This is a genomic window from Saccharopolyspora hattusasensis (genome assembly GCF_050972075.1).
GTDB classification, from domain to species: domain Bacteria; phylum Actinomycetota; class Actinomycetes; order Mycobacteriales; family Pseudonocardiaceae; genus Saccharopolyspora; species Saccharopolyspora hattusasensis.
Map to the genome: position 1 here is coordinate 2,643,632 of NZ_JBPCDC010000001.1, position 21,341 is coordinate 2,664,972.

The 21,341-nt window shown below is 68.5% G+C and carries 15 protein-coding genes and 1 riboswitch; of the genes, 8 read left to right on the forward strand and 7 right to left on the reverse strand.

The annotated features are described in order from the left end of the window. The first annotated feature begins 21 nt into the window (after positions 1 to 21). The 3 genes from ACRXBZ_RS11690 to ACRXBZ_RS11700 are packed head-to-tail and all read left to right on the forward strand — an operon-like array spanning position 22 to position 5,258. The gene (locus tag ACRXBZ_RS11690; protein WP_433879141.1) at positions 22 to 330 is read left to right on the forward strand and encodes a type VII secretion target; all 309 of its coding nucleotides are present in this window, start codon (positions 22 to 24) and stop codon (positions 328 to 330) included. Beyond that, positions 330 to 4,766 carry an RHS repeat-associated core domain-containing protein gene (locus ACRXBZ_RS11695; protein WP_433879142.1) on the forward strand — a complete coding sequence of 1,479 codons (4,437 nt, stop codon included), beginning with the start codon at positions 330 to 332 and terminating at the stop codon, positions 4,764 to 4,766. The genes ACRXBZ_RS11690 and ACRXBZ_RS11695 overlap by 1 nt, the downstream gene beginning before the upstream one ends. Before the next feature lie 12 nt (positions 4,767 to 4,778). Next, positions 4,779 to 5,258: a hypothetical protein gene (locus tag ACRXBZ_RS11700; RefSeq protein ID WP_433879143.1), complete on the forward strand. Its 480-nt coding sequence runs from the start codon at positions 4,779 to 4,781 to the stop codon at positions 5,256 to 5,258. Positions 5,259 to 5,400: 142 nt separating this feature from the next. Here ACRXBZ_RS11700 and ACRXBZ_RS11705 read toward each other — a convergent pair whose 3' ends face one another. After that, positions 5,401 to 6,228, reverse strand: a complete 828-nt coding sequence (locus tag ACRXBZ_RS11705; RefSeq protein WP_168584901.1) for a S1 family peptidase — start codon at positions 6,226 to 6,228, stop codon at positions 5,401 to 5,403. Between the two features lie 286 nt (positions 6,229 to 6,514). Between ACRXBZ_RS11705 and ACRXBZ_RS11710 the strand changes: the two genes are divergently transcribed. Continuing rightward, positions 6,515 to 6,664 carry a hypothetical protein gene (locus tag ACRXBZ_RS11710; RefSeq protein WP_246868799.1) on the forward strand — a complete coding sequence of 50 codons (150 nt, stop codon included), beginning with the start codon at positions 6,515 to 6,517 and terminating at the stop codon, positions 6,662 to 6,664. A gap of 459 nt (positions 6,665 to 7,123) precedes the next feature. Here ACRXBZ_RS11710 and ACRXBZ_RS11715 read toward each other — a convergent pair whose 3' ends face one another. The 5 genes from ACRXBZ_RS11715 to ACRXBZ_RS11735 form a co-directional block, all read right to left on the reverse strand. Beyond that, on the reverse strand, positions 7,124 to 7,930 hold the full coding sequence (locus ACRXBZ_RS11715; RefSeq protein ID WP_433879144.1) for a S1 family peptidase: 807 nt from the start codon (positions 7,928 to 7,930) through the stop codon (positions 7,124 to 7,126). A gap of 255 nt (positions 7,931 to 8,185) precedes the next feature. Beyond that, positions 8,186 to 11,863 carry a cobaltochelatase subunit CobN gene (cobN, locus tag ACRXBZ_RS11720; RefSeq protein ID WP_433879145.1) on the reverse strand — a complete coding sequence of 1,226 codons (3,678 nt, stop codon included), beginning with the start codon at positions 11,861 to 11,863 and terminating at the stop codon, positions 8,186 to 8,188. 48 nt (positions 11,864 to 11,911) lie between these two features. Further along, a riboswitch (cobalamin riboswitch) is annotated at positions 11,912 to 12,027 on the reverse strand. Positions 12,028 to 12,278: 251 nt separating this feature from the next. Continuing rightward, entirely contained in the window at positions 12,279 to 13,190 is a 912-nt protein-coding gene (locus tag ACRXBZ_RS11725; protein ID WP_433879146.1) for a D-isomer specific 2-hydroxyacid dehydrogenase family protein, read from the reverse strand. A 65-nt stretch (positions 13,191 to 13,255) separates the two neighbouring features. After that, on the reverse strand, positions 13,256 to 13,852 hold the full coding sequence (locus ACRXBZ_RS11730; protein ID WP_433879147.1) for a bifunctional 4-hydroxy-2-oxoglutarate aldolase/2-dehydro-3-deoxy-phosphogluconate aldolase: 597 nt from the start codon (positions 13,850 to 13,852) through the stop codon (positions 13,256 to 13,258). Positions 13,853 to 13,854: 2 nt separating this feature from the next. Further along, a complete protein-coding gene (locus ACRXBZ_RS11735; protein ID WP_433879148.1) occupies positions 13,855 to 14,844 on the reverse strand; it encodes a sugar kinase in 990 nt (329 codons plus the stop codon). Between the two features lie 189 nt (positions 14,845 to 15,033). On the opposite strand from ACRXBZ_RS11735, the gene ACRXBZ_RS11740 reads away from it, so the two are divergent. The 4 genes from ACRXBZ_RS11740 (at position 15,034) to gdhA (ending at position 19,699) form a co-directional block, all read left to right on the forward strand. After that, positions 15,034 to 15,579, forward strand: coding sequence for a YbhB/YbcL family Raf kinase inhibitor-like protein (locus ACRXBZ_RS11740; RefSeq protein WP_433879149.1), 546 nt, complete (start codon positions 15,034 to 15,036; stop codon positions 15,577 to 15,579). Positions 15,580 to 15,747: 168 nt separating this feature from the next. Further along, the gene (locus tag ACRXBZ_RS11745) at positions 15,748 to 16,773 is read left to right on the forward strand and encodes a VanZ family protein (RefSeq protein WP_433879150.1); all 1,026 of its coding nucleotides are present in this window, start codon (positions 15,748 to 15,750) and stop codon (positions 16,771 to 16,773) included. A gap of 14 nt (positions 16,774 to 16,787) precedes the next feature. Further along, positions 16,788 to 18,185, forward strand: a complete 1,398-nt coding sequence (locus ACRXBZ_RS11750; protein ID WP_433879151.1) for a mycothione reductase — start codon at positions 16,788 to 16,790, stop codon at positions 18,183 to 18,185. Positions 18,186 to 18,358: 173 nt separating this feature from the next. Then, complete coding sequence (gdhA, locus tag ACRXBZ_RS11755; RefSeq protein ID WP_433879152.1) at positions 18,359 to 19,699, forward strand: NADP-specific glutamate dehydrogenase; 1,341 nt, start codon at positions 18,359 to 18,361, stop codon at positions 19,697 to 19,699. A 331-nt stretch (positions 19,700 to 20,030) separates the two neighbouring features. Here gdhA and ACRXBZ_RS11760 read toward each other — a convergent pair whose 3' ends face one another. Next, the gene (locus tag ACRXBZ_RS11760) at positions 20,031 to 21,299 is read right to left on the reverse strand and encodes a CynX/NimT family MFS transporter (RefSeq protein ID WP_433879153.1); all 1,269 of its coding nucleotides are present in this window, start codon (positions 21,297 to 21,299) and stop codon (positions 20,031 to 20,033) included. Positions 21,300 to 21,341: the final 42 nt, after the last annotated feature.

Genomic DNA, 21,341 nt, shown 5'->3' on the forward strand with positions numbered 1-21,341 from the left:
GGCGTCGGCTGGGGGTTGACGATGACGGACGCATTCGGCGTGTCTCCGGAGGAGCTCCGGTCGCACGCCAGCAAGCTCGACGCGCTCTCCGACCAACTGCAGACCGCGTTGGACGCGGCCAACCAGGTCACGATGGGCTCCGAGGCCTACGGGGTGATCTGCTCGTTCTTCGTGCCGATCGTGCAGGCGGTCTCGCAGCCCGGGGTCGACGCCCTGTCCACCGCGTCGGAATCCATGACCGACCAGGCCGGCAACGTCAAGGACACCGCGCAGACCTACGAGTCCGGTGACGAGGCGAACGCCGACAGCTTCTCCGGCTGGGAGGTGTAATGGCCGGCAACCCGCTGGTCGCGCCGCGGCAGGATTCGACCACCGGGGTCAGCGGCATCGGCATCCTCGAGTCCGTCGGCGACCTCCAGTCCGGCATCGAATCGGGTTCCTGGTCGGAGATCGCGCTCGGCGCGGCCGGCATGGGGCTGGAAGCGCTGTCGATGGTCATGGACCCGGTCGGCACGCTGGTCTCGTACGCGGTGTCCTGGCTGATGGAGCACGTCAAGCCGCTGTCGGACGCCCTGGACTGGCTGGCCGGCGACCCGGACCAGATCTCCGCCTACGCCCAGACCTGGGGCAACGTCGCGAAATCGGTGGAGCAGGTCGCGGCCGATTTCACCAACGAGGTCAACAACATCACCGGCACCTGGACCGGTGCGGCGGCCGACGCCTACAAGAACGCCACCACGAAGCAAGCCGAGCAGATCAAAGCGGCGGGCGGCGCGGCGAACACCATCAGCACGGTCGTCGAGATCGTCGGCGTGCTGGTCGGCGTCGTCCGCGAGCTGGTGCGCGACCTGGTCGCGGAGTGCGTGGCGGCGCTGATCACCAAAATCCCCCGCTGGATAGCGGAAATCGGCGGCACCCTCGGCGTCGGCACCCCGGCGGTGGTGGCCGAAGCGGCCGGGATGATCGCCAAGTGGGTCAGCAAGATCTCCGACGTCCTCCTGAAGCTGACCCGGTCCCTGAACAAGCTGCAACCGCTGCTGAAGAAGCTCGACGAGATCTGGGAAGGCATCAAGGACGCCCTCAAAGGCCTCCGCAAGGCCGACGGCCCAGCGAGCACCAAGCCGTCCAGCGTGGACGCGCCGTCCCCCAAACCAGACGCCCCGGACACCACCCCCGACTCCCCCGACACGTCCCCGTCGAGCACGACCTCGGACGGCACGTCGTCAACCCCGGACAGCTCCACGCCGGACAACCCCAATTCCAAGAGCGAAGACGGCAACCTCCAGAACAAGACCGACGACCCGGAGACCCCGAACCGCGACGCGACCGACCGGAAGTGCGAGAACGACCCGATCGACGTCGCCAGCGGCGAGATGATCCTCCCGCAGACCGATGTGGAGATCGCGGCGGCGCTCCCGTTAGTGCTGAAGCGGACGCATCTGTCGTCGTACCGGGTGGGCCTGCACTTCGGCCCGTCCTGGACGTCCACCCTGGACCAGCGTCTCGAGATCGGCAGCGCGGGCGTGTCGTACGCGTCCGAGGACGGAAAGCTCCTGTTCGGCTCGGATCCCGCGGTGGGCGCGACCGTCCAGTTCGAGGGCTCCCGCAATACGCTCACCCGCCACGAGGACGACGGCTATACGCTCACCGAGATCGAGTCCGGTCGGTGCCTGCACTTCGCACCGGGAAACCGGGTCCTGCCGCTGACCAGCATCACCGACCGCAACGGCAACCGGATCGAGTTCGACCACGACGCGAACGGAACCCCGGTGGAGATCCGCCACACCGGCGGCTACCGCATCCGCGTCGAATCCGAGAACGACCTGATCACGGCGCTCTACCTGCGGGAAGCCGACAACGGCGAAGACCTCCTGCTGATGCGGTACGAGTACACCGACCAGCGCCTGACCGGAGTGGTCAACGCCTCGGGCCTACCGCTGAAGTTCGACTACGACCACGCGGGCCGGATCACCAGCTGGACCGACCGCAACGGCCACTGGTACCGCTACACCTACGACCACCAGGGCCGCTGCGTCGGCACGGAAGGCTCCGGCGGCTTCCTGACGGGAACGTTCGATTACGAGGACGGGGTCACCCGCCTCACCAACTCCCTCGGCCACGTCAAGACGTTCCACCTCAACGAAAAGCGCCAGGTGGTTCGAGAAATCGACCCGCTGGGCGGCGAAACGGTGTCCGAATGGGACGCCTACGACAGACTCCTGTCCCGAACGGATCCACTCGGCCGCACGGTCCGATACACGTACGACGACGCCGAGAACCTCGTCGCGGTCACTCGCCCGGACGGCGGCCAAACCCGCTTCGAATACAACGACCTCCGCCTACCGATCATCGTCATCACCCCGGACGGCTCGATCTCCCGCCGCGAGTACGACGAACGCGGCAACCTGACCAGCGTCGTCGACCCGCTAGGCGCGGTCACGCACTACAGCTACAACGAGCACGGCCGCCTAACAGCCGTGACCGACGCGCTCGGAAGCACCCGGTTGGTCGAAACAGATTCCGCCGGGCTGCCGGCGTCGGTGACCGATCCGTTGGGCAGCACTGTGCGATACGAGCGCGACGCCTTCGGGCGGGTGATGGCCATCACCGACCCGCTGGGCGGAACCACCCGGTTCGGCTGGACCGTCGACGGGAAACCTGCGTGGCGCACGTTGCCGGACGGGGCCACCGAGCGGTGGATCTACGACGGCGAGGGAAACCTCCGCACCCACGTGGACGCCCGGGGGCAGGAGACGCACACCGAGGTCACCCACTTCGACCTGCCGTCGGCCGAGGTCAAGCCGGACGGAACCCGCCTCGAATTCGCCTACGACACCGAACTGCGCCTGGTCGGCGTCACCAACGAGCAGGGGCTGGTCTGGCGCTACGACTACGACCCGGCCGGAAACCTGGTCCGCGAGACCGACTTCAACGGCCGGATGATCACCTACCGGCACGACGCGGCCGGCCAACTCCTCCAACGCACCAACGGCGCAGGTGAGGTCACCTACTTCGCACGCGACGCGCTGGGCAACGTCATCGAGCGCCGGAACGGCTCGATGACGACGACGTACACCTACGACGAGCTGGGGCGGCTCGTCGAAGCGTTGAACCCCGACACCCGGGTCGCCTTCCACCGAGACCCGCTCGGACGAGTACAAGCCGAAACGATCAATGGCCGAACGGTCGCCTCGGCCTACGACGCACTGGGCAGGCGAACCCACCGCCGCACGCCATCAGGCGCGGAAAGCATCTGGGAGTACGACGCGAACAGCCGCCCCACTGCGCTGCACATCTCCGGCCGCACCCTCCGCTTTGGCTACGACGCGGCAGGCCACGAGATCCAACGGGTCCTGGGCCCGAACACCGTCCTGTCCCAGGCATGGGACGCCAACCACCAACTGCTCTCGCAGGAACTCAACGGACCTGGCGGCCGGTCCATCCAGCACCGGACGTACACCTACCGCGCGGACGGCTATCTGACCGGAATCGACGACCAGCTCACCGGCCCGCGCACGTTCGAACTCGACCAGGCGGGCCGGGTGACCGTCGTCCAGGGCGCGGGCTGGACCGAACGCTACGCCTACGACTCGGCGGGCAACATCGCGAACGCCTCTTGGCCGGTTCCGCAAGGCTCGCCTGATGCCGAAGCGCTAGGCGAGCGGGAGTACAGCGGAACCCTCGTGCGCCGCACGGGAAACGTCCGCTACGAACACGACGCACAGGGCCGGGTCGTGCTCCGCCAGCGCAAGCGCCTGTCCCAGAAACCCGAGACCTGGCGGTATTTCTGGGACGCCGACGACCGGTTGGTCGAAGTCCTCACCCCGGACGGCTCCCGCTGGCGATACCGCTACGACCCCCTCGGCCGCCGCGTCGCCAAGCAACGCCTGACCCCCGACGGCACGCGAGTTGTCGAGCAGACCGAGTTCATCTGGGACGGCTCGGTAGTCGCCGAACAGGCGCACACCGACGGCGTGCCGAACGGTCCCCAACTCGGCGACCGTCGCGTCACGGTCTGGAACTACGAACCCGGTTCCTTCCGGCCGATCACCCAAACCGAACGATCACCGCTGCGCCACGCCCCGCAGCAGTGGGTGGACGAGCAGTTCTATTCCATCGTCACGGACCTCGTCGGCTCCCCCACGGAACTCATCAACGACCAAGGCGGCATCGCCTGGTTCCACCGAACAACCCTGTGGGGCAACACAACGGACCAAAGCCGCACGGGCGCCTACACCCCGCTGCGCTTCCCCGGCCAGTACCACGACCAGGAAACCGGCCTCAACTACAACTACTTTCGCCACTACGACCCGGCGACCGGCCGCTACAGCAGTGCCGACCCGCTCGGGTTGCAAGGCGGATTTCAGACCCACAGCTACGTGCACAATCCGTACACCTGGGTGGACCCGTTCGGCCTTTGGTCCTGCAAAGATGACCACGTCGAGCTTTATCGTGCGGTAAAAGAAGACGAGTTGAAGGACATCCTCGATAACCGCGCCTTCTCGAACCCTCAGGGCATCGAGAGCAAGTACTTCTCACAAAGCGCCGAGGACGCGGCAGCCTACGCGAGGGAGGCGTACCGAAACTGGCCCGATGAAGGCGCGTATACTATCGTACGAACATCAATTCAGAGAGATTTGATTCCGGACGAGAGCGTCCTTCCTTATATCTCGGACGTCAAGGGCGGACTTCCAGGCGTGGCACTGCCAAGCGAACTGCTGGACAAGTTAAGCAGACCTCGCGTTCTTCCACACGCGTCCATCTAGGAACGAGACAGCATGCTTTTGATTTTCGCTACCACAACCGACGAAAAAGCCAGCCGGTTCAGAGCAACACTCGGCGATATCACAAATATCGAGTTCCGCACGGGCGCAGTCAAGGACACGGCGATCGGCTGCGATGCCATTTTGATCAAGTTCTACCTGGCACACGATCGGTACGGCGGAACCCCGAAGCCCGGAGTATCACAAGTTCTCCCAAACAACCGGAACGACGGACTCCCGGCTCTAATCGTCACAACCCCGCCATTTCCTCCGGGGGACGAGGTTGCAGACCCGAGCCAGCTGGAAGACCGCTTCTACACGATGTTCGCCGTCCCCATGACCACCTTCAATGATTTTCTCTCCAACCAGAGCGAATCGAAATCCTTGCACGTACACCGGGAGGGCCTCGGCCTGGATTCGGCGGAGGATGCGATCGTCGCAGGAGCCCTCCGGAGAGCCGTCTTGGATTTCAACGACCGAACCAGGCCGCGTTGAAATCCCACTCCAAGAGCCTTATCGGTCGCGAACTCCAGGACATTCGCCTAATCGACAACGGACCAGATCCAGCTTTCAAAGTTTCCGACAACGTCGAATTGCAGGTTTTCGGAGACACGGACTACGACCCATTTCGCTTCGGTCACAGCTCCGCCGACAGCTCCGCGGCGTAGCTGCTCAGCCGGGTGTACACCCCGGGGGTGTTGGGGCGGCCGCAGCCGGTGCCGTAGGAGACCACTCCGATCAGGCGGTTGTCCGCCACGATCGGGCCGCCCGAGTCCCCGGCGCAGGCGTCCGTGCCACCTTCCGGGACTCCGGCGCAGAACATGCTCCGGGCGTCGTAGTTCGGGTACGCGGTCCGGCAGGTTTCATCGGTGGTGACCGGGACGTCAACCGAGCGCAGGGTGTTCGACGGCGGACCGGATTCGCTGGTGCGGCCCCAGCCGTAAACCCGCGCCACCGCCCCCGGCTGGTACGGCGCGGCTTCACCCGGGCCCACGACGTTCAGCGGGCGTTGCGGCATCGGGGCGCGCAGGGTCAGCACCGCGACGTCGTCGCCGCGGGTGTAGTCCTTGAAACCGGGGTGGACCCAGATGCTCTGGATCTCCCCGACCACGCCGCGCTCCGTGCGCAGATCGGTGCGTCCCGCGATCGCGCGCAGTCCCTCCGGAGCGCGCCTGGTGCCGGTCGCCGGGTCCACCGTGCAGTGCGCCGCCGTGATGACCTTGATCGGGCTCACCAGGGTGCCGCCGCAGAACTGGCGGCCGTAGTCGTCGGTCACCGCCACGGCCCAGGGGGCGTCGTCCGTGCTGGTTTCCGAGCCGCCGAGCACGCGCGCCTCGGGTTGCTCCGCCGCGCTGGCCGCCACCGGGTGAAGTCCGGCCAGGGCCGTCACCGCGCCGGTGACCACGAGCCGCAGCAGCGCCCCCTTGCGCGCCGTTCCGGTCCTGCGCTCACTGCCACACCCCACGTCGTGCCTCCAGCTGTCGCGGATCTTGCCGACGGCACACCGTAGTCACTCCGATACGGAAACTTCACGAGGCGCAACTCACACGTTTTCGGGAAAATATTTCGTTGATATGGATTATGATGGGAAATTTTTCGGAGAGAGTCGATGATGACAGCCACTCATCCTTCCCCAACCACCACGGACCCGGAGCACGCCTCGCGCCGGGTCCGTGAACTGTGCCCGACCAGGTGATCGATTCCACACGATCAAGTGATCAGTGCTGCGCGCTGTCGCGAAGGAGGATGCCGTGCTTGCGGACCTGACCCCGTTGCCCGCGTTCTTGCTGGCCAGCGCGGTCGTCATCCTCACCCCGGGCGTTGACGTCTTCCTGCTGCTTCGCACCTCGCTGACGGCCGGCCGCCGGGCCGGGCTGCTCGCGCTCGCCGGGATGGGCTGACCGCGAGCGGCGTGCCGAAGCCCAGGTAGGCGATCGACCAAAACACCACGGTGGACTGACCAAAGTGGACGGTGCGAGACCTTCCAGCGCTACCGTTCCTAGAGTGAGTGGCCATTGTCGGTGGCGTCCTGGTGATCGCGGCACGCTACCGGCCATCACGCCTGCCGGGTGGTCCGGTGAGGCCGAAAGGGATCGTGTGCGGGCGTCCGGCCGGGTTGCCGCAGGAGTCCACGACGATGGCCGCGAGGTGATCGGCGCCTGAGATCCACGCTCGGCAGGCGTCCCCCACCAGTGGTGATCTCACTCGGTGTGGGGAGCACAATGGTCGGTGTGGACCAGGAGGCGTCGAGATACCAGCGGCCACGGTCGACGTCGAAGCTGATGTCATCACGGCAGGACCTGACCGCGACATGACGCGGCCGGGGCGCTACAGGTGCGCCCCGGCCGCGTCGATCCGCCTCAGGAACCCAGTTGTGCTTGGACGTCGTCGTGGTACGCCGACACCCGGGTGTAGATGCCGGGCGCGTTGGGCCGGGCGCAGCCGTTACCCGTCGAGACGATCCCGACCAGCTTGTTGTCGACCACCAGCGGCCCACCGGAGTCACCCTGGCAGCTGTCCACGCCGCCCTGCGGGAAACCGGCGCAGATCATCGCGTCGGACTTGTACTGCGGGTACGCCTTCTGGCATTCCTGGTCGCTGACCAGCGGCACTTCGGCCTTCTGCAGGGTCTGCGACGCCTGGCCACCTTCGGCGGTGGCGCCCCAGCCGAGCGCCGAGGACATCCTCCCAGCTTCGTAGAGCGAGCCGTCCTCCCTGCCGGCCAGCGCGAGCGGTTGCTGCGGCAGCTCCTGGTCCAGGGTCAGCACCGCGACGTCCGCGCCGCTGTTGGCGTTCTGGAAGCCCGGGTGCACCCAGATGCCGGTCACCTTGGCGACCGTGCCCTCGGTGGTCTTCTTGTCCTCCCGCCCGGCGACGACCTGGACCGACTCCGGCTTCTCCCCCGAGACGCAGTGCGCGGCGGTCACGATCTTGTTGGCCTTGGCGACCGTGCCGCCGCAGAACTGGTTGCCCTGCAGGTCGGTCAGGTACACCACCCAAGGGTGTTCGGCGATTTTGGCGGGTTGGCCGCCCACGATGGGCGGTGCTTTGGCCTCCGACGTGTCCCCACCCGCCGCGTTGGCCGTCGTTGTCAGCAAGCCCGACGACAGGGTCGCCGCCGCCAGCAGCCCGGCAATCGACCACATCCGGCGCTTCGTGTCTGTCATCACCGTTGCCTCCTCCCCCGGAGCCATCCGGCACGCCGTCGTTCGACCTGCCGCCTCCGGCTCGTCCAAGAGTGTCCATGAGAAAGAGGATCAGAACCCGCTGTTGGATACACCTGAGCTAGCCAGGGCAACCCGATCGAGTGGAAAAAGCGCACTATTACCACCCGGACGGACTAACACGACTGTCCAAATAGGACTTTGGCCACATGGCCAATTCCCTTGTCTGGAAAGAGTAATTCCACGCTTGCCGAGAGCTCAGTCCTCCAACTGCCCCTCCAGCTCCAGGTAGACCGCGCGGAGGTCGTCGAGCACCGACGCGTCCGGCTCGGCCCACAGGCCGCGCTCGGCCGCCTCCAACAGGCGTTCGGTCATGCCGCGCAACGCCCACGGGTTGGACTGCCGCAGGAACTGCTGCACCTGTTCGTCGAACACGTACGACTCGGCGAGCTTGGTGTACATCCAGTCGTCGACCACACCGGCGGTCGCGTCGAAGCCGAACAAGTAGTCCACTGTGGCCGCGAGCTCGAAAGCGCCCTTGTAGCCGTGCCGCTGCATGGCCGAAATCCACTTCGGGTTGACCACGCGGGCCCGGAAGACCCGCTTGGTCTCCTCGCCCAGCGTCCGCGTCTTGACCGCGTGCGGCACCGCCGAGTCGCCGACGTAGGCGGCCGGGTTCTGCCCGGACAGCGCGCGCACCATGGCCACCATGCCGCCGTGGTACTGGAAGTAGTCGTCGGAGTCGGCGATGTCGTGCTCGCGGGTGTCGACGTTCTTCGCCGCGACCTGGATGCGGCGGAACGCCGATTCCATGTCGGTGCGCGCCTCGCGTCCGTCCAGGCCGCGCCCGTAGGCGTAGCCGCCCCAAGTCGCGTAGACCTCGGCGAGGTCGGCGTCGCTGCGCCAATTGCGGGCATCGATCAGCGGCAGCAGACCCGCGCCGTAGGCGCCCGGCTTGGAGCCGAAGATACGCGTCGAGGCGCGCCGGTCGTCGCCGTGGTCGGCAAGGTCGGCGCGGTAGTGCGCGGCGACGTAGTTGTCCTCGTCCGGTTCGTCGAGCTTGGCCACCGTCTGCACCGCGTCGTCGAGCAGCGCCACCACGTGCGGGAAGGCATCGCGGAAGAAGCCGGAGATGCGGACCACCACGTCGATGCGCGGCCGGCCCAGCTCCGCGACCGGAACCACGTCGAAGCCGGTCACCCGGCGCGAGGCGTCGTCCCACACCGGGCGGCAGCCCAGCAACCACAGGATTTCGCCGAGGTCGTCGCCCTGGGTGCGCATCGCGGAGGTGCCCCACACGGTCAGCCCGACCGAACGCGGGTACTCACCGGTGTCCTCGCGGTGGCGCGCCAGCAGCGAATCGGCCAGTGCGGAGCCGACGTCGAAGGCGTTGCGGGACGGGATGGCCTTCGGGTCCACGGAGTAGAAGTTGCGACCGGTGGGCAGCACCGAGATCAGCCCGCGCGTCGGCGATCCGGACGGACCGGCCGGGACGAAGCCGCCGCCCAGCGCGTGCAGAACGTGCTCGACCTCCTCGGTGGTGCGCGCCAGCCGCGGCGCGACCTCCGTGCAGGCGAAGCGCAGCACCTGCGCGACCGAGTCCAGCGGCGCGGCGACAACCCCGGCGACGACCTCCTCGGCCGCCGCGGCCTGCCAGCCCGCCTCGGCCAGCGCGACGATCAGCTTGCGCGCCAAGGATTCCAGCAGGTCCACGGCGTCCGACGCCGATACCGAAGGCCCTTCGACCAGCTGCGTCAGCGCGCTCGGCACGTCGGCCCCGGCACCCGGTTCGGTCAGCAGCACCTGCTCGTCGAGTCCGAAGTGGACGGCCAGCGCGGAGCGCAGCCCGGGCAGCGCGCCGACCTTGCCGCCGAACACCTGGCGGGCGCGGAGGATCGCGAGGACGTCGTTGACCAGCTCCTCGCCCAGCGGCGCTCGGCCCAGGATGTGCAGGCCGTCGCGGATCTGCACGTCCTTGATCTCGCACAGGTACCCGTCGATGTGCATCACGAAGTCGTCGAAGGACTCCGCGTCGGGCTGGTCCTCCTGGTGCAGGTCGCGGTGCAGCTCCGCGGCGGTGACCAGCTCCCAGATCTGGTTGCGCAGCGTGGGTTTCTTCTCCGGGTCCAAGTCTGCGACCAGCGCGTACTCGTCCAGCAGCTGCTCCAGCTTGGCGATGTCGCCGTAGCTGTCCGCCCGGGCCATCGGCGGGATCATGTGGTCGACGACGACGGCGTGCCCGCGGCGCTTGGCCTGGGTGCCCTCGCCCGGGTCGTTGACGATGAACGGGTAGATCAGCGGCAGCTCGCCCAGCACCGCGTCCGGCGCGCAGTCCGCCGCCAGTCCCAGGCCCTTGCCCGGCAGCCATTCCAGGGTTCCGTGCTTGCCCAGGTGGATCACCGCGTGCGCGCCGAACTCCTCGGCCAGCCACCGGTAAGCGGCCAGGTACTGGTGCGACGGCGGCAGATCCGGGTCGTGGTAGATCGCGATCGGGTTCTCCCCGAAGCCGCGCGGCGGCTGGATCATCAGCACCACGTTGCCGAAGCGCAGCGCCGCGACGTAGATCGAGCCCTCGTCGTCGACGTACAAGCTGCCGGGCGGGGCGCCCCAGTGCTCCGTCATGGACGCCCGCAACGACTCCGGCAGCGCGTCGAACCACTCGCGGTAGCGAGTGGCGGGCACCAAGATCGCCGCCTCGGACATCTGGTCCTCGGTCAGCCACTCGACGTCGTGCCCGCCCGCGGCGATCAGCCGGTGGATGAGGCTGTCACCGTCCAGACCGGACACGTCCAGCCCGCCGAGGTCGTAGCCCGCGGCCTCCAACGCGCGCAGCAGCACGACGGCCGATGCTGGGGTGTCCAGGCCGACGGCGTTGCCGACGCGGGAATGCTTCGTCGGGTAGGACGACAGGACCACGCCGACCCGCTTGTCCTCGTTGCCGACGTGGCGCAACCGGGCCAGCGACACCGCCGTTCCCGCGACGCGGCGAGCGCGCTCCGGATCGGCGACGTAGACCGGGATGCCGTCCTCGCCGCTTTCCTTGAAGGAAAACGGGACGCTGATCAGCCGACCGTCGAACTCGGGCACCGCGACCTGCATCGCCGCGTCCATCGGCGAGAGCGCCGCGTCGCTTTCCGCCCACACCGCGCGACTGGTGGTCAGGCACAGGCCCTGCAGGACCGGGATGTCGAGCTCGGCGAGCGCGCCTGCGTCCCAGGAGTCCTCGTCGCCACCCGCGCTCGCGTCCGCCGCGACGGCACCGCCGGCGGCGAGCACCGTCGCGACCAGGGCGTCGCAGCCTTCGAGCAGTTCGCGCAAGCCTGCCGCGTCCGACAGCCCGCGCAGCGAGCCGCAGAACACCGGCACGGCGTTGGCACCGGCGTTTTCCACCTGCTCGGCCAGGGAATCCACGAAACCGGTGTTGCCCGCCAAGGCGTGGGCCCGGTAGAAGACGATGCCCACCGTGGGCCGCGCCGGGTCGTGCGGCCGGGAGCCGTGGCGGCCGAACTCGGGCGTCTTCTCCGGCGCGGCGAAGCCCTCTCCGGTCAGCAGCACCGTGTCGGAGAGGAACTGGGCCAGCTGGGCGAGGTTGTTCGGCCCGCCTTCGACGAGGTAGGCCAGCGCCTGCGTGGTCACCCCGGCGGGCACGGTGGACAGTGCCATCAGCTCGGCGTCCGGGGTGGCCTCGCCGCCGAGCGCGACGGTGGGGACGCCGGAGGCGAGGACCGCGTCGAGGCCCTCCCAGGCCCGGCGACCGCCCAGCAGGCGGACCACCACGACATCCACGCCGGCGAGCAGCTCCGGGACTTCTTCGGGGGTGACGCGGGCAGGGTTGGCGACCCGGTAGCCGGCGTCCGCGGCTCGGGCGGCCAGCAGGTCGGTGTCCGCAGTGGACAGAAGCAGGACACGGGTAGTTTCGCGGGCAGGCTCGCTCACGGTCGTCCTCTCTCGGGGTGCGCGCCCCGGTGGGGTCACGGCGGCCGGAGTGTCCTGGCTCCCGGATCGCCGCAGGTCCCCGCCTTCCCGCCCGCGGGCGGTGGCACGTGGGGCTGCTCCCCGGTCACAGTGGCGCGACCACCCCGGATTCGCACCGGGTTCCTCCGCGGCACCGCCGTTTTACTAGCCGCCATCCTAACGGCCCTCACGCACCTGCCAAGACACCTGCCAAGACACCTGCCAAGACAGCAATTTCAATGGAAATCAGAGCTCTGATTTCCATTGAAATTGCGGAAGTTGTCCACAATATCCGGCGTGTCGGATCCCGACACGCCGAACCACTACAAGTTCCATTGAAATCGAAGGTGCGATTTCAATGGAACTTGCGGAAGTTGTCCACATCCCCGGTGCGGGGTCAGTAGCCCGCGGTGCGGTCGATGACGCCGAGGAGCGGTTGGCCCGCGAGGCGGCGGCGGACGTTGTCCTCCACCCGCCGCGCCAGCGCCGGGACCAGCAAGGACTTCGGGTTCGCCGAGTGCGGCGAGATGATCGCGCGCGGGTGCTGGAACAGCGGGTGCCCGTCCGGCAGCGGCTCCGGGTCCGTCACGTCCAGCGCCGCGCCGCCGATGCGCTCCGCGTCCAGCGCCTCGACCAGCGCTTCGGTGTCGACCAGCGATCCGCGGGCGACGTTGATCAGCCACGCGCCGGCCTTCATCCGGGACAGCGCGTCGGCGTCGATCAGCTTCGCCGTCTCGGCCGTCGCGGGCGCGGCGACCACGACGAAGTCCGACTCCGCGAGCAGCCGGTCCATCCCGGCTTCGTCGTCGGCCGGCCAGGTCCAGGCCGCCCCGGCGACCGGCTTCCCGGACCGGTTCACCGCCAGCACCCGGACGCCGAAGGGCTGCAGCAAATCGATCAGCACCCGGCCGATGCCCCCGGCGCCGATGATCCCGACCGTGGCGCCGAAGAGGCTGAGCATGCCCGTCGGTCGCGCCCAGTTCTCCGCTCGTGCCATCACGTGCAGCCGCCGCGCTCCGACGAGCATCAATCCGAGCGTGTGCTCGGCGACGGTCTGGGCGTAGGTGCCCGCCGCGGAGGTGAAGGTGATCCCGTCGCGCAGCGCGTCGGCGGCGGCCCACGCTTCGATACCGGCCGATGGGAGCTGCACCCATTCCAGGCCGGGGTGGTCGAACTCGGCGAACCGCTCGGGGCCTTCGCCATACCAGACCAGCGCGGTGGCCTCCGCGGCCGGGCTGATCTCGGCACCGGCCGCCACGACGGCCGCCGTCAACTCCGGCGGGGCGATTGGACCAATGTGGACCTGCACGACTTCTCCATCTCGGCTCGGATCTGGTCGTGAGTGATCGTTCCGGTAAGAACCGGAACGATCACTCACGAGGTCTCGGCCAACTTCGCCAACTCGGGCAGCTGCTCGGCATCCTCCAACGCCGAACCGACCGCCACCACGGCGGCCCCCGCCGCGAGAAACTCCGGCGCGTTGCGCGCGTTCATCCCGCCGGTGGCCACTATTTGCAGGCCGGGGAACGGCCCGTGCATCGCCTTGAACCAACCGGCGCCCAGTTCGGCGGCCGGGAACGCCTTGACCCACGACAGCCCGAGCCGGTGGGCTTGCTGGATCTCGCTGGGCGTGGCCACGCCGGGCAGGTGCGGCACGCCGAGTTCCGCGCTCAGCCGCACCACCTCGGGGTCCAGCCCCGGCGCCACGGTGAACGCCGCGCCCAGTTCCTTGGCCGTGTGCACCTGCTCCGTGCTCACCACGGTCCCGGCCCCCACCGGCCGACCCCGCAGCACGCCCGCCTGCACGGCCGCGTGCAGCGACGGCTCGGCGCGCTGCGTCTCGATCGGCACCTCGACCACCTCGATGCCGAGGTCCCACGCCCGTTCGGCCAGTTCGACGGTCCCCTGCGGGTCCATTCCGCGCAGGATCGCCATGACCGGACCGGCGAAGAGCTCGTCGAAGAAGCCCACGATCACTCCCCTTTCCCGGATGCAACACCGCCGCCGAAGCTGAGGCTGCACCACTGCTGCTCGTCGTAGCCCGACCATTCGGCGACCGCGCTGCGATCCGGCGGTGCCATGTGGTCTTCGGTGCTGAGCAGGCTTTGCGCGGCCAGGATGTGCCCGAGCCGCAGGCAGCGGACGCCGTTTTCGCCGCGCAGCATGCCGGAGAGGTATCCGGCGGCGAACGCGTCCCCGGCGCCCACCGGCTCGACCACCTGGACCTTCGGGGCGGGCACGATCACCGTCTCGGCGCCCAGGGCGTAGGCCGCGCCGGCGCCGTCCTTGACCACGACGACGCTCGGCTGGTCCAGGAGTTTCCGCACTTCCTCGGGGGTTTCGACGCCCCAGAGGGTGGTCGCCTCGTCCAGGCCGACGAACACCACGTCGGCGAGCTGGGCAAGTTCGCGCAGCCGCGGTCCGGCCTGCTCGACCGGCCACAGCGAGGGGCGGTAGTTGACGTCGAAGGTGATCCGGGCGCGGCGTTCGCGGGTCAGCAGTCGCCGGACGAGCCGGTCGCAGCTGGCGGAGAGCGCGGGGGTGATGCCGCTGATGTGCAGCAGCCGGGGCGCGTCGAGCTGCTCGTCGCCGAGGAAATTTTCGTCCATTGTGGACGCCGCAGAGCCCGCCCGGTAGTAGTGCACCTTGGTGCCGGACGGACCGGGGTCCTTGAAGTAGACGCCGGTCAGCGCGTCCGGGCACACCTCGACCAGGCCGGTGTCGACCCCGGCGGCGGCGATGGCCGCGACCATGCGGCGCCCGAGCGGGTCGTCCCCGACCCTGCTGGCCCAGCCGACGCGGTGCCCCAGCGCGGCGAGGTGGATGGCCACATTGGACTCCGCGCCACCTGCGGAGAGGGTGAACGTCGCGGCCTGCTCCAGGGGCACCGGGGCAGCCGGGGCGACCAGCGACATCGTCTCCCCCAGGCACAGCACCTCGGGGGTGCTGCTCGGCTCCGCCACGTTCGCCTCCTCGATCCCACGGCACTCGTCGCCGGACAGCTTAACCATTCATCGCTGCGAAATGCACATCCCCGTTGCATTCCTCGCAACAAGGTTGCTGCGACGTGCGCTGCCGTGGTGGCGAACGGCAGGCCTCTAGGCTGAGAATCCGGTGATCCCGCACACCCCGATGAAAGGGAGGCTGCTCGAATGAGCTTGGAGCGCCCGATCGATCCGGACCCGTACTCGCTGCTGCCCTCGGTTCCGGCGTTCACCGTCACCTCCGACGACGTGACCGACGGTCAGCCGATGACGCAGGCCCACGCCTACGACGGCATGGGCGCCGACGGCCAGAACTACTCGCCACACCTGCGCTGGACCGGTTTTCCGGAGACCACCAAGAGCTTCGTGGTGACCTGCTTCGACCCCGACGCGCCGATCCCGGGCGGCTTCTGGCACTGGGTGCTGGTGGACGTGCCGGCCGACGTGACAGAGCTGGCCACCGACGCGGGCAACCGCAACGGGCAGGGCATCCCGGCCGGGTCCTTCCACGTCGCCAACGACCTCGGCGAACGCGCCTTCGGCGGCGCCGCCCCGCCGCCCGGCGACCGGCCGCACCGCTACTACTTCGTGGTCCACGCGGTGGACACCGAGAAGCTCGGCGTGGATGAGAACGCCAGCCCTGCGGTAGTCAGCTTCAACCTGGCCTTCCACACCGTCGCGCGCGCCGTCATCACCCCCACCTACCAGCGCTGACGGCACAAGCCGGCAACGGCAACACCCTTTCGCGAGCCGCGCCGCTCCGGGCCTTCCCGGAGCGGCGCGGCTCTTTCGCGCACCAAGATCGCCCGATCGAGATGTATCTGAAACGGCCCCTCGCTCCTCTTTAAGAACAGGGAGGTTCTCGGACGTCAGGAGATCGGGATGAGCGTGCTGCCAGGTTCGTTCGCCGCGCTGGTCGCCGCCGGGGTGGCCGCGCTGCTGTTCGCGCCCTTCGTCGCCAGCGAGCACCGGAGGCACGGCGAGCTGCGCGTGGGCGTCGCCGTGCAGCGCTTCGCCGTGCTGCTCTACGCGTTCGGGCTGGTTTCCTACGTGTTCCTGCCGTTGCCGACCGATGCGGCCTGCTTCGCGCCGCAGTGGCGGCCGCTCGCCGGGCTGACCAACCCCTCAATGCTGGGGCAGTTCGCGTCCAACATCGCACTCTTCGTCCCGCTGGGTGCGCTAGTGCGGGGCGGTTGGCCGACTGCGGCGCTGGCCGGATTGGTGACCTCGGTGCTCGTCGAGTTGACCCAACTGACCGGGTTCTGGTTCGCCTTTCCCTGCCCGTACCGGGTTTTCGACGTGGACGACATCCTCGCGAACACCACCGGCGCGCTACTCGGCGGTTTGCTCGCGCCACTCCGGCGGCGCCTGCCGACCGGCACCAGCGGACGGCCAGCGGCGGAACCTCGCCCGATCACCGCCGCCCGGCGACTGCTGGGCATGTGTTGCGACGCACTAGTGCTGTGGCTCCTCGGCGTGGCCTGCGCCCGGGCAGTGGACATCGCGCTCCGGCTGACCCGAACCGCCCCGACGCGGTGGTGGGAGGCCGCCGCGCTGTGGCTCGCACCGGCCGCGTTGTTACTGGTCGCGATGCTGATCGGACACGGCAGCTCGCTCGGCCAGCACGCGGTGATGCTGCGCGCCAGAGCGCCCGACGGGCGCCCCGCGCCGGCGGCCGTGCTGTGCCGTTGGGCGGTCGGCATCGGCGGACTGGCCGTGGCGCAAGGCGTGGTCGAGGGCTCGTTCGGGGAACCGAGTGCTGTGCTCGGCGTGTTGTGGTGCATCGCGCACGCCTGGGGTGTGACCAGCACCCGAGATCACCGCGGAATCACCGGGCTCGCTGCCGGGTTGCAGATGATCGACGCCCGACGAAGCCAAGGTGCGCCGTACTCGGCGCGCTCGATTTGAGGCAGGATGGACCAGTGCGGCACTTCGATCTAGTCATCATCGGCTCCGGCTCCGGAAACTCGATCCTCGACGACCGGTTCGCCGACTGGGACGTCGCGATGGTCGAGAAGGGTGTCGGCCCCAACGACGCCTACGGCGGCACCTGCCTCAACGTCGGCTGCATCCCGACGAAGATGTTCGTGCACACCGCCGACGTGGCCAGCGCCCCGGCCGGCGGCGCGAAGCTCGGCGTCGACCTCGAACTGCGCGACGTACGGTGGCGCGACATCCGGGACCGGATCTTCGGCCGCATCGACGAGATCTCCGCCGGTGGCCGCCGCTACCGCGCCGAGGACAACCCGAACGTCACCCTCTACGAGGGCATCGCCCGGTTCACCGGCGTCAAGCAGCTGACCGTGGACACCGCCGCGGGCCCGGAGACGATCATCGCGGACCGCTTCGTGGTGGCCGCCGGTGGCCGTCCGGCGATCCCGGACATCCCGGGCCTGGACCAGGTCGACTACTACACCAGCGACACCGTGATGAGGCTCGATGAGCTGCCCGCCCGGATGATCATCATGGGCACCGGGTTCGTCGGCGCGGAGTTCGCGCACGTGTTCTCCGCGCTGGGCGTCGAGGTGACCATGATCGGCCGGTCCGGCCGGGTGCTGCGCTCGGAAGACACCGACATCTCCGCGAGGTTCACCGAGCTCGCAGCCCAGCGCTGGGAGCTGCGGCTGAACCGCAAGGAGATCGCGGTCGAACGCGACGGCAACCTCGTCCGTCTGCACCTGGAAGGCCCGGAGGGCACCGAGGTCGTGGATGCCGAGGCGCTGCTCATCGCGGTGGGCCGGGTACCCAACGCCGACCTGCTGGAGGCGGCCGCGGGCGGCCTCGAACTCACCGCCGACGGCAAGGTCAAGGCCGACGCGACCCAGCTGACCTCGGTGGACGGCGTTTGGGCGCTGGGCGACATCAGCTCCGACCACGAGCTCAAGCACGTCGCCAACCACGAGATGCGCGTCGTCCAGCACAACCTGCTGCGCCCCGACCAGCCGATCGAGTCCGACCACCGGTTCGTGCCGCACGCGGTGTTCTCCGCCCCGCAGATCGCCTCGGTCGGCCTAACCGAGCAGGAGGCACAGCGGCGCGGAGTCGACTACGTGACTTCGATCCAGGACTACGCGGGCATTGCCTACGGCTGGGCGATGGAGGACACCACCGGCTTCGCCAAGCTCCTCGCCGATCCGGAGACCGGTCAGCTCCTCGGCGCCCACATCATCGGCCCGCAGGCTCCGACGCTGCTGCAGCCGCTGATCCAGGCGATGCAGTTCGGCCTGGACGCCCGGATGATGGCCCGCGGCCAGTACTGGATCCACCCGGGCATGCCGGAGCTGATCGAGAACGCCCTGCTCAACCTGCCGCTGAAGTGACCCCGCGGGCATCTGCCGCCCAGGACCAGGCAGCAGATGTGTTATGCGTCATCTTGAGTAATTCCAGTCAGTTGGGCAATTTGGGTGGATTGGGGCTGCCCGAAAACCCCGCCGCTGCCCGGTGAAACGGCGTGCGACAGCCCGGAACGCTCAACGGACAAAGGAGTTTGACTGTGCTTCACGAACGCCTCGAACCGGTCTACGAGAACGTGGTCCAGCGCAACCGCGGCGAAGACGAGTTCCACCAGGCAGTCCGAGAAGTGCTGGAGAGCATCGGTCCGGTCATCGACAAGCACCCCGAGTACGCCGAGCAGAAGATCATCGAGCGGATCTGCGAGCCGGAGCGGCAGATCGTCTTCCGGGTGCCGTGGGAGGACGACTGCGGCGAGGTGCAGATCAACCGCGGCTTCCGGGTGGAGTTCAACAGCGCGCTCGGCCCGTACAAGGGCGGCCTGCGATTCCACCCGTCGGTCTACCAGGGCATCGTCAAGTTCCTCGGCTTCGAGCAGATCTTCAAGAACGCCCTCACCGGGTTGCCCATCGGCGGCGGCAAGGGCGGCGCGGACTTCGATCCGAAGGGCCGCTCCGACCGGGAGGTCATGCGGTTCTGCCAGAGCTTCATGACCGAACTGCACCGGCACATCGGCGAGTACACCGACGTGCCCGCCGGTGACATCGGCGTCGGCGGCCGAGAGATCGGCTACCTGTTCGGCCAGTACAAGCGGATCACCAACCGCTACGAATCCGGGGTGCTGACCGGCAAGCACCTGTCCTTCGGCGGCGCCCGCGTGCGCACCGAGGCCACCGGCTTCGGCTGCGCGTTCTTCGTGCAGGAGATGCTGTCCGCCCGCGGCGAGTCGTTCGACGGCAAGCAGGTCGTGGTCTCCGGATCGGGCAACGTGGCCATCTACACGATGGAGAAGGTGCACCAGCTAGGCGGAACCGTGGTGGCCTGTTCGGACTCCTCCGGCTACGTCGTCGACGAGAAGGGCATCGACGTCGGGCTGATCAAGCAGATCAAGGAGATCGAGCGGGGCCGCATCAGCGCGTACGCCGGGCGCCGGCCGGGCGCGAAGTTCGTTGCGCAGCGCAGCGTCTGGGAAGTGCCGTGCGACGTGGCGATGCCGTCGGCGACCCAGAACGAGCTCACCGCGGACGATGCGGCCACCCTGATCGCCAACGGCTGCATCGCCGTTGGCGAAGGCGCGAACATGCCCACGACGCCGGATGCGGTGCGCAGTTTCCAGGAGGCCGGCGTGGCGTTCGGCCCGGGCAAGGCGGCCAACGCCGGCGGCGTGGCCACCTCCGCGCTGGAGATGCAGCAGAACGCATCCCGCGACAGCTGGAGCTTCGAGTTCACCGAGAAGCGGCTCGAGGAGATCATGAAGGACGTACACGCCCGCTGCTACGCCACCGCCGCGGAGTACGGCATGTCCGGCAACTACGTCGCGGGCGCGAACATCGCGGGCTTCACGAACGTCGCCGACGCGATGCTCCGCCTCGGCCTCGTCTGACTTCGGAGAATGCGCGACTCGCCTTGCGTAGCGGTGCGGGTAGCGGAACCTCAGACGCCTTCTCGGTCCGGGATCCCCGACTCATGTATGACCAATACACAGCGCTGGGGCTGTCCTCCCGAGAAAGACGTCTGAGAACCCGCGGCGGTGCAAGTTGCGAGGGTGGGGTAAAGAGAAAGCGGCTTCGCCGCTTGCCTGACGCCAACCTCACCACCTCAGGTGGCCTGCGGATTCTCCAAACACCTGGCGGATTCTCGTTGTACTGATGCGAACGGACCGTTCGCCTCAATAGGCGAGGTGAACGGTCCGTTCGCTCCCCCTGCCGGAAGCGTCAGATGGTGCGGGGACGTCCCGCTATTACGCCGAACACCGCCTGCACCGCGACGATCACCACGATGGCCGTCAACGAAGCCGACCAGCCGCCGGTCACGTCGTGCAGCACGCCGAACAGGAACGGCCCGAACGACGAGATCAGATAGCCGATGCTCTGCGACATCGCCGACAACGACCCGGTGTCGGCGGCGTTGGCGGTGCGCAGCGAGATGAGGACCAGCGCAAGCGGGAACGCGCTCATGCCGACGCCGATCAGGAGCGCCCACACCACCGGCATGGCCAGCGGGGCCAGCAGCAGTCCGAGCAGGCCGGTGAGGGTCAGCACCGCGAGCCCGATGGCCCACCAGGACTGGCTGCGGGTCTTGGTCACCAGCGGCGGCAGGATCATGTTGATCGGCACACCGATAAGCAGCAATAACCCGAGCAACATGCCTGCGGTCGTGCTGTCCATCCCGGCGCCCTTGAACACCTCGGGCATCCAGCCCATCACGACGTAGGCGACCAGCGACTGCAATGCGAAGTAGACGGTGATCACCCATGCCAGCGGGCTGCGCAGCAGCGAACGCCGCTGCCTCGTCGAAGCGGTGCCCGGAGCCTGACGCGTCGGGGAGCGCCGGGCCATCGCAGGCACCCACACGCACAGCGCGGCCAGCGCCACGGCCGCCCAGGTCGCCAGCGCCAACCGCCAGCTGCCGGTCGACGAGTTCAGGTACGGCGTCAGCGCCGAACCGGTCGAGCCGCCCGCCGCCATCGCCGTGGTGTAGAGCGCAGTCGCCATCCCGACGCGGGTCGGGAAGGACTCCTTGACCACCACCGGGATCAGCACGTTGCACATCGCGATCGCGGCGCAGACCAGCACGGTGCCGCCCAGCACCGTCGACGGTCCGTCGACGACCCGCAGCAGCATCGCGGCGGTCAGCACCGCCAGCGACGCGCCGATGACCTTGTTGATGCCCATCCGCCTGGCCAGCAGCGGAGCGCCGATGCCCGCGACCCCGAAGCAGAGCGTGGGCACCGAAGTCACGACGCTCGCCCACGTGCTGGAAACACCGAGCGAGTCACGCACCTCACCGAGCACCGACGCCAGGCTGGTGACCGCCGGGCGCATGTTCGCCGCCGCGAGCGCGACACCGGCCAGCAGCAGCCCTCCCCCGGCTACGGCAGCGTGCCGATTGGGGAAGACCGCCTCGCCGGCACCCTCGTTCTCGACGGCGAGGGCATCCGGGTGGTGCTGGGCGGCGAGTCGGGTGGCATCCTGGTCAGCCACGTGTTCGGGGACATGGGGTCGTGACTTCGTAGACATCGCGAC

What these genes read in the sequence shown, in the direction of transcription:
- ACRXBZ_RS11740 (WP_433879149.1), top strand. Translation starts at nt 15,034, where the DNA reads ATGAGCTTGGAGCGCCCGATCGATCCGGACCCGTACTCGCTGCTGCCC.
- ACRXBZ_RS11690 (WP_433879141.1), top strand. Translation starts at nt 22, where the DNA reads ATGACGGACGCATTCGGCGTGTCTCCGGAGGAGCTCCGGTCGCACGCC.
- ACRXBZ_RS11745 (WP_433879150.1), top strand. Translation starts at nt 15,748, where the DNA reads ATGAGCGTGCTGCCAGGTTCGTTCGCCGCGCTGGTCGCCGCCGGGGTG.
- ACRXBZ_RS11700 (WP_433879143.1), top strand. Translation starts at nt 4,779, where the DNA reads ATGCTTTTGATTTTCGCTACCACAACCGACGAAAAAGCCAGCCGGTTC.
- ACRXBZ_RS11715 (WP_433879144.1), bottom strand. Translation starts at nt 7,930, where the DNA reads ATGACAGACACGAAGCGCCGGATGTGGTCGATTGCCGGGCTGCTGGCG.
- ACRXBZ_RS11695 (WP_433879142.1), top strand. Translation starts at nt 330, where the DNA reads ATGGCCGGCAACCCGCTGGTCGCGCCGCGGCAGGATTCGACCACCGGG.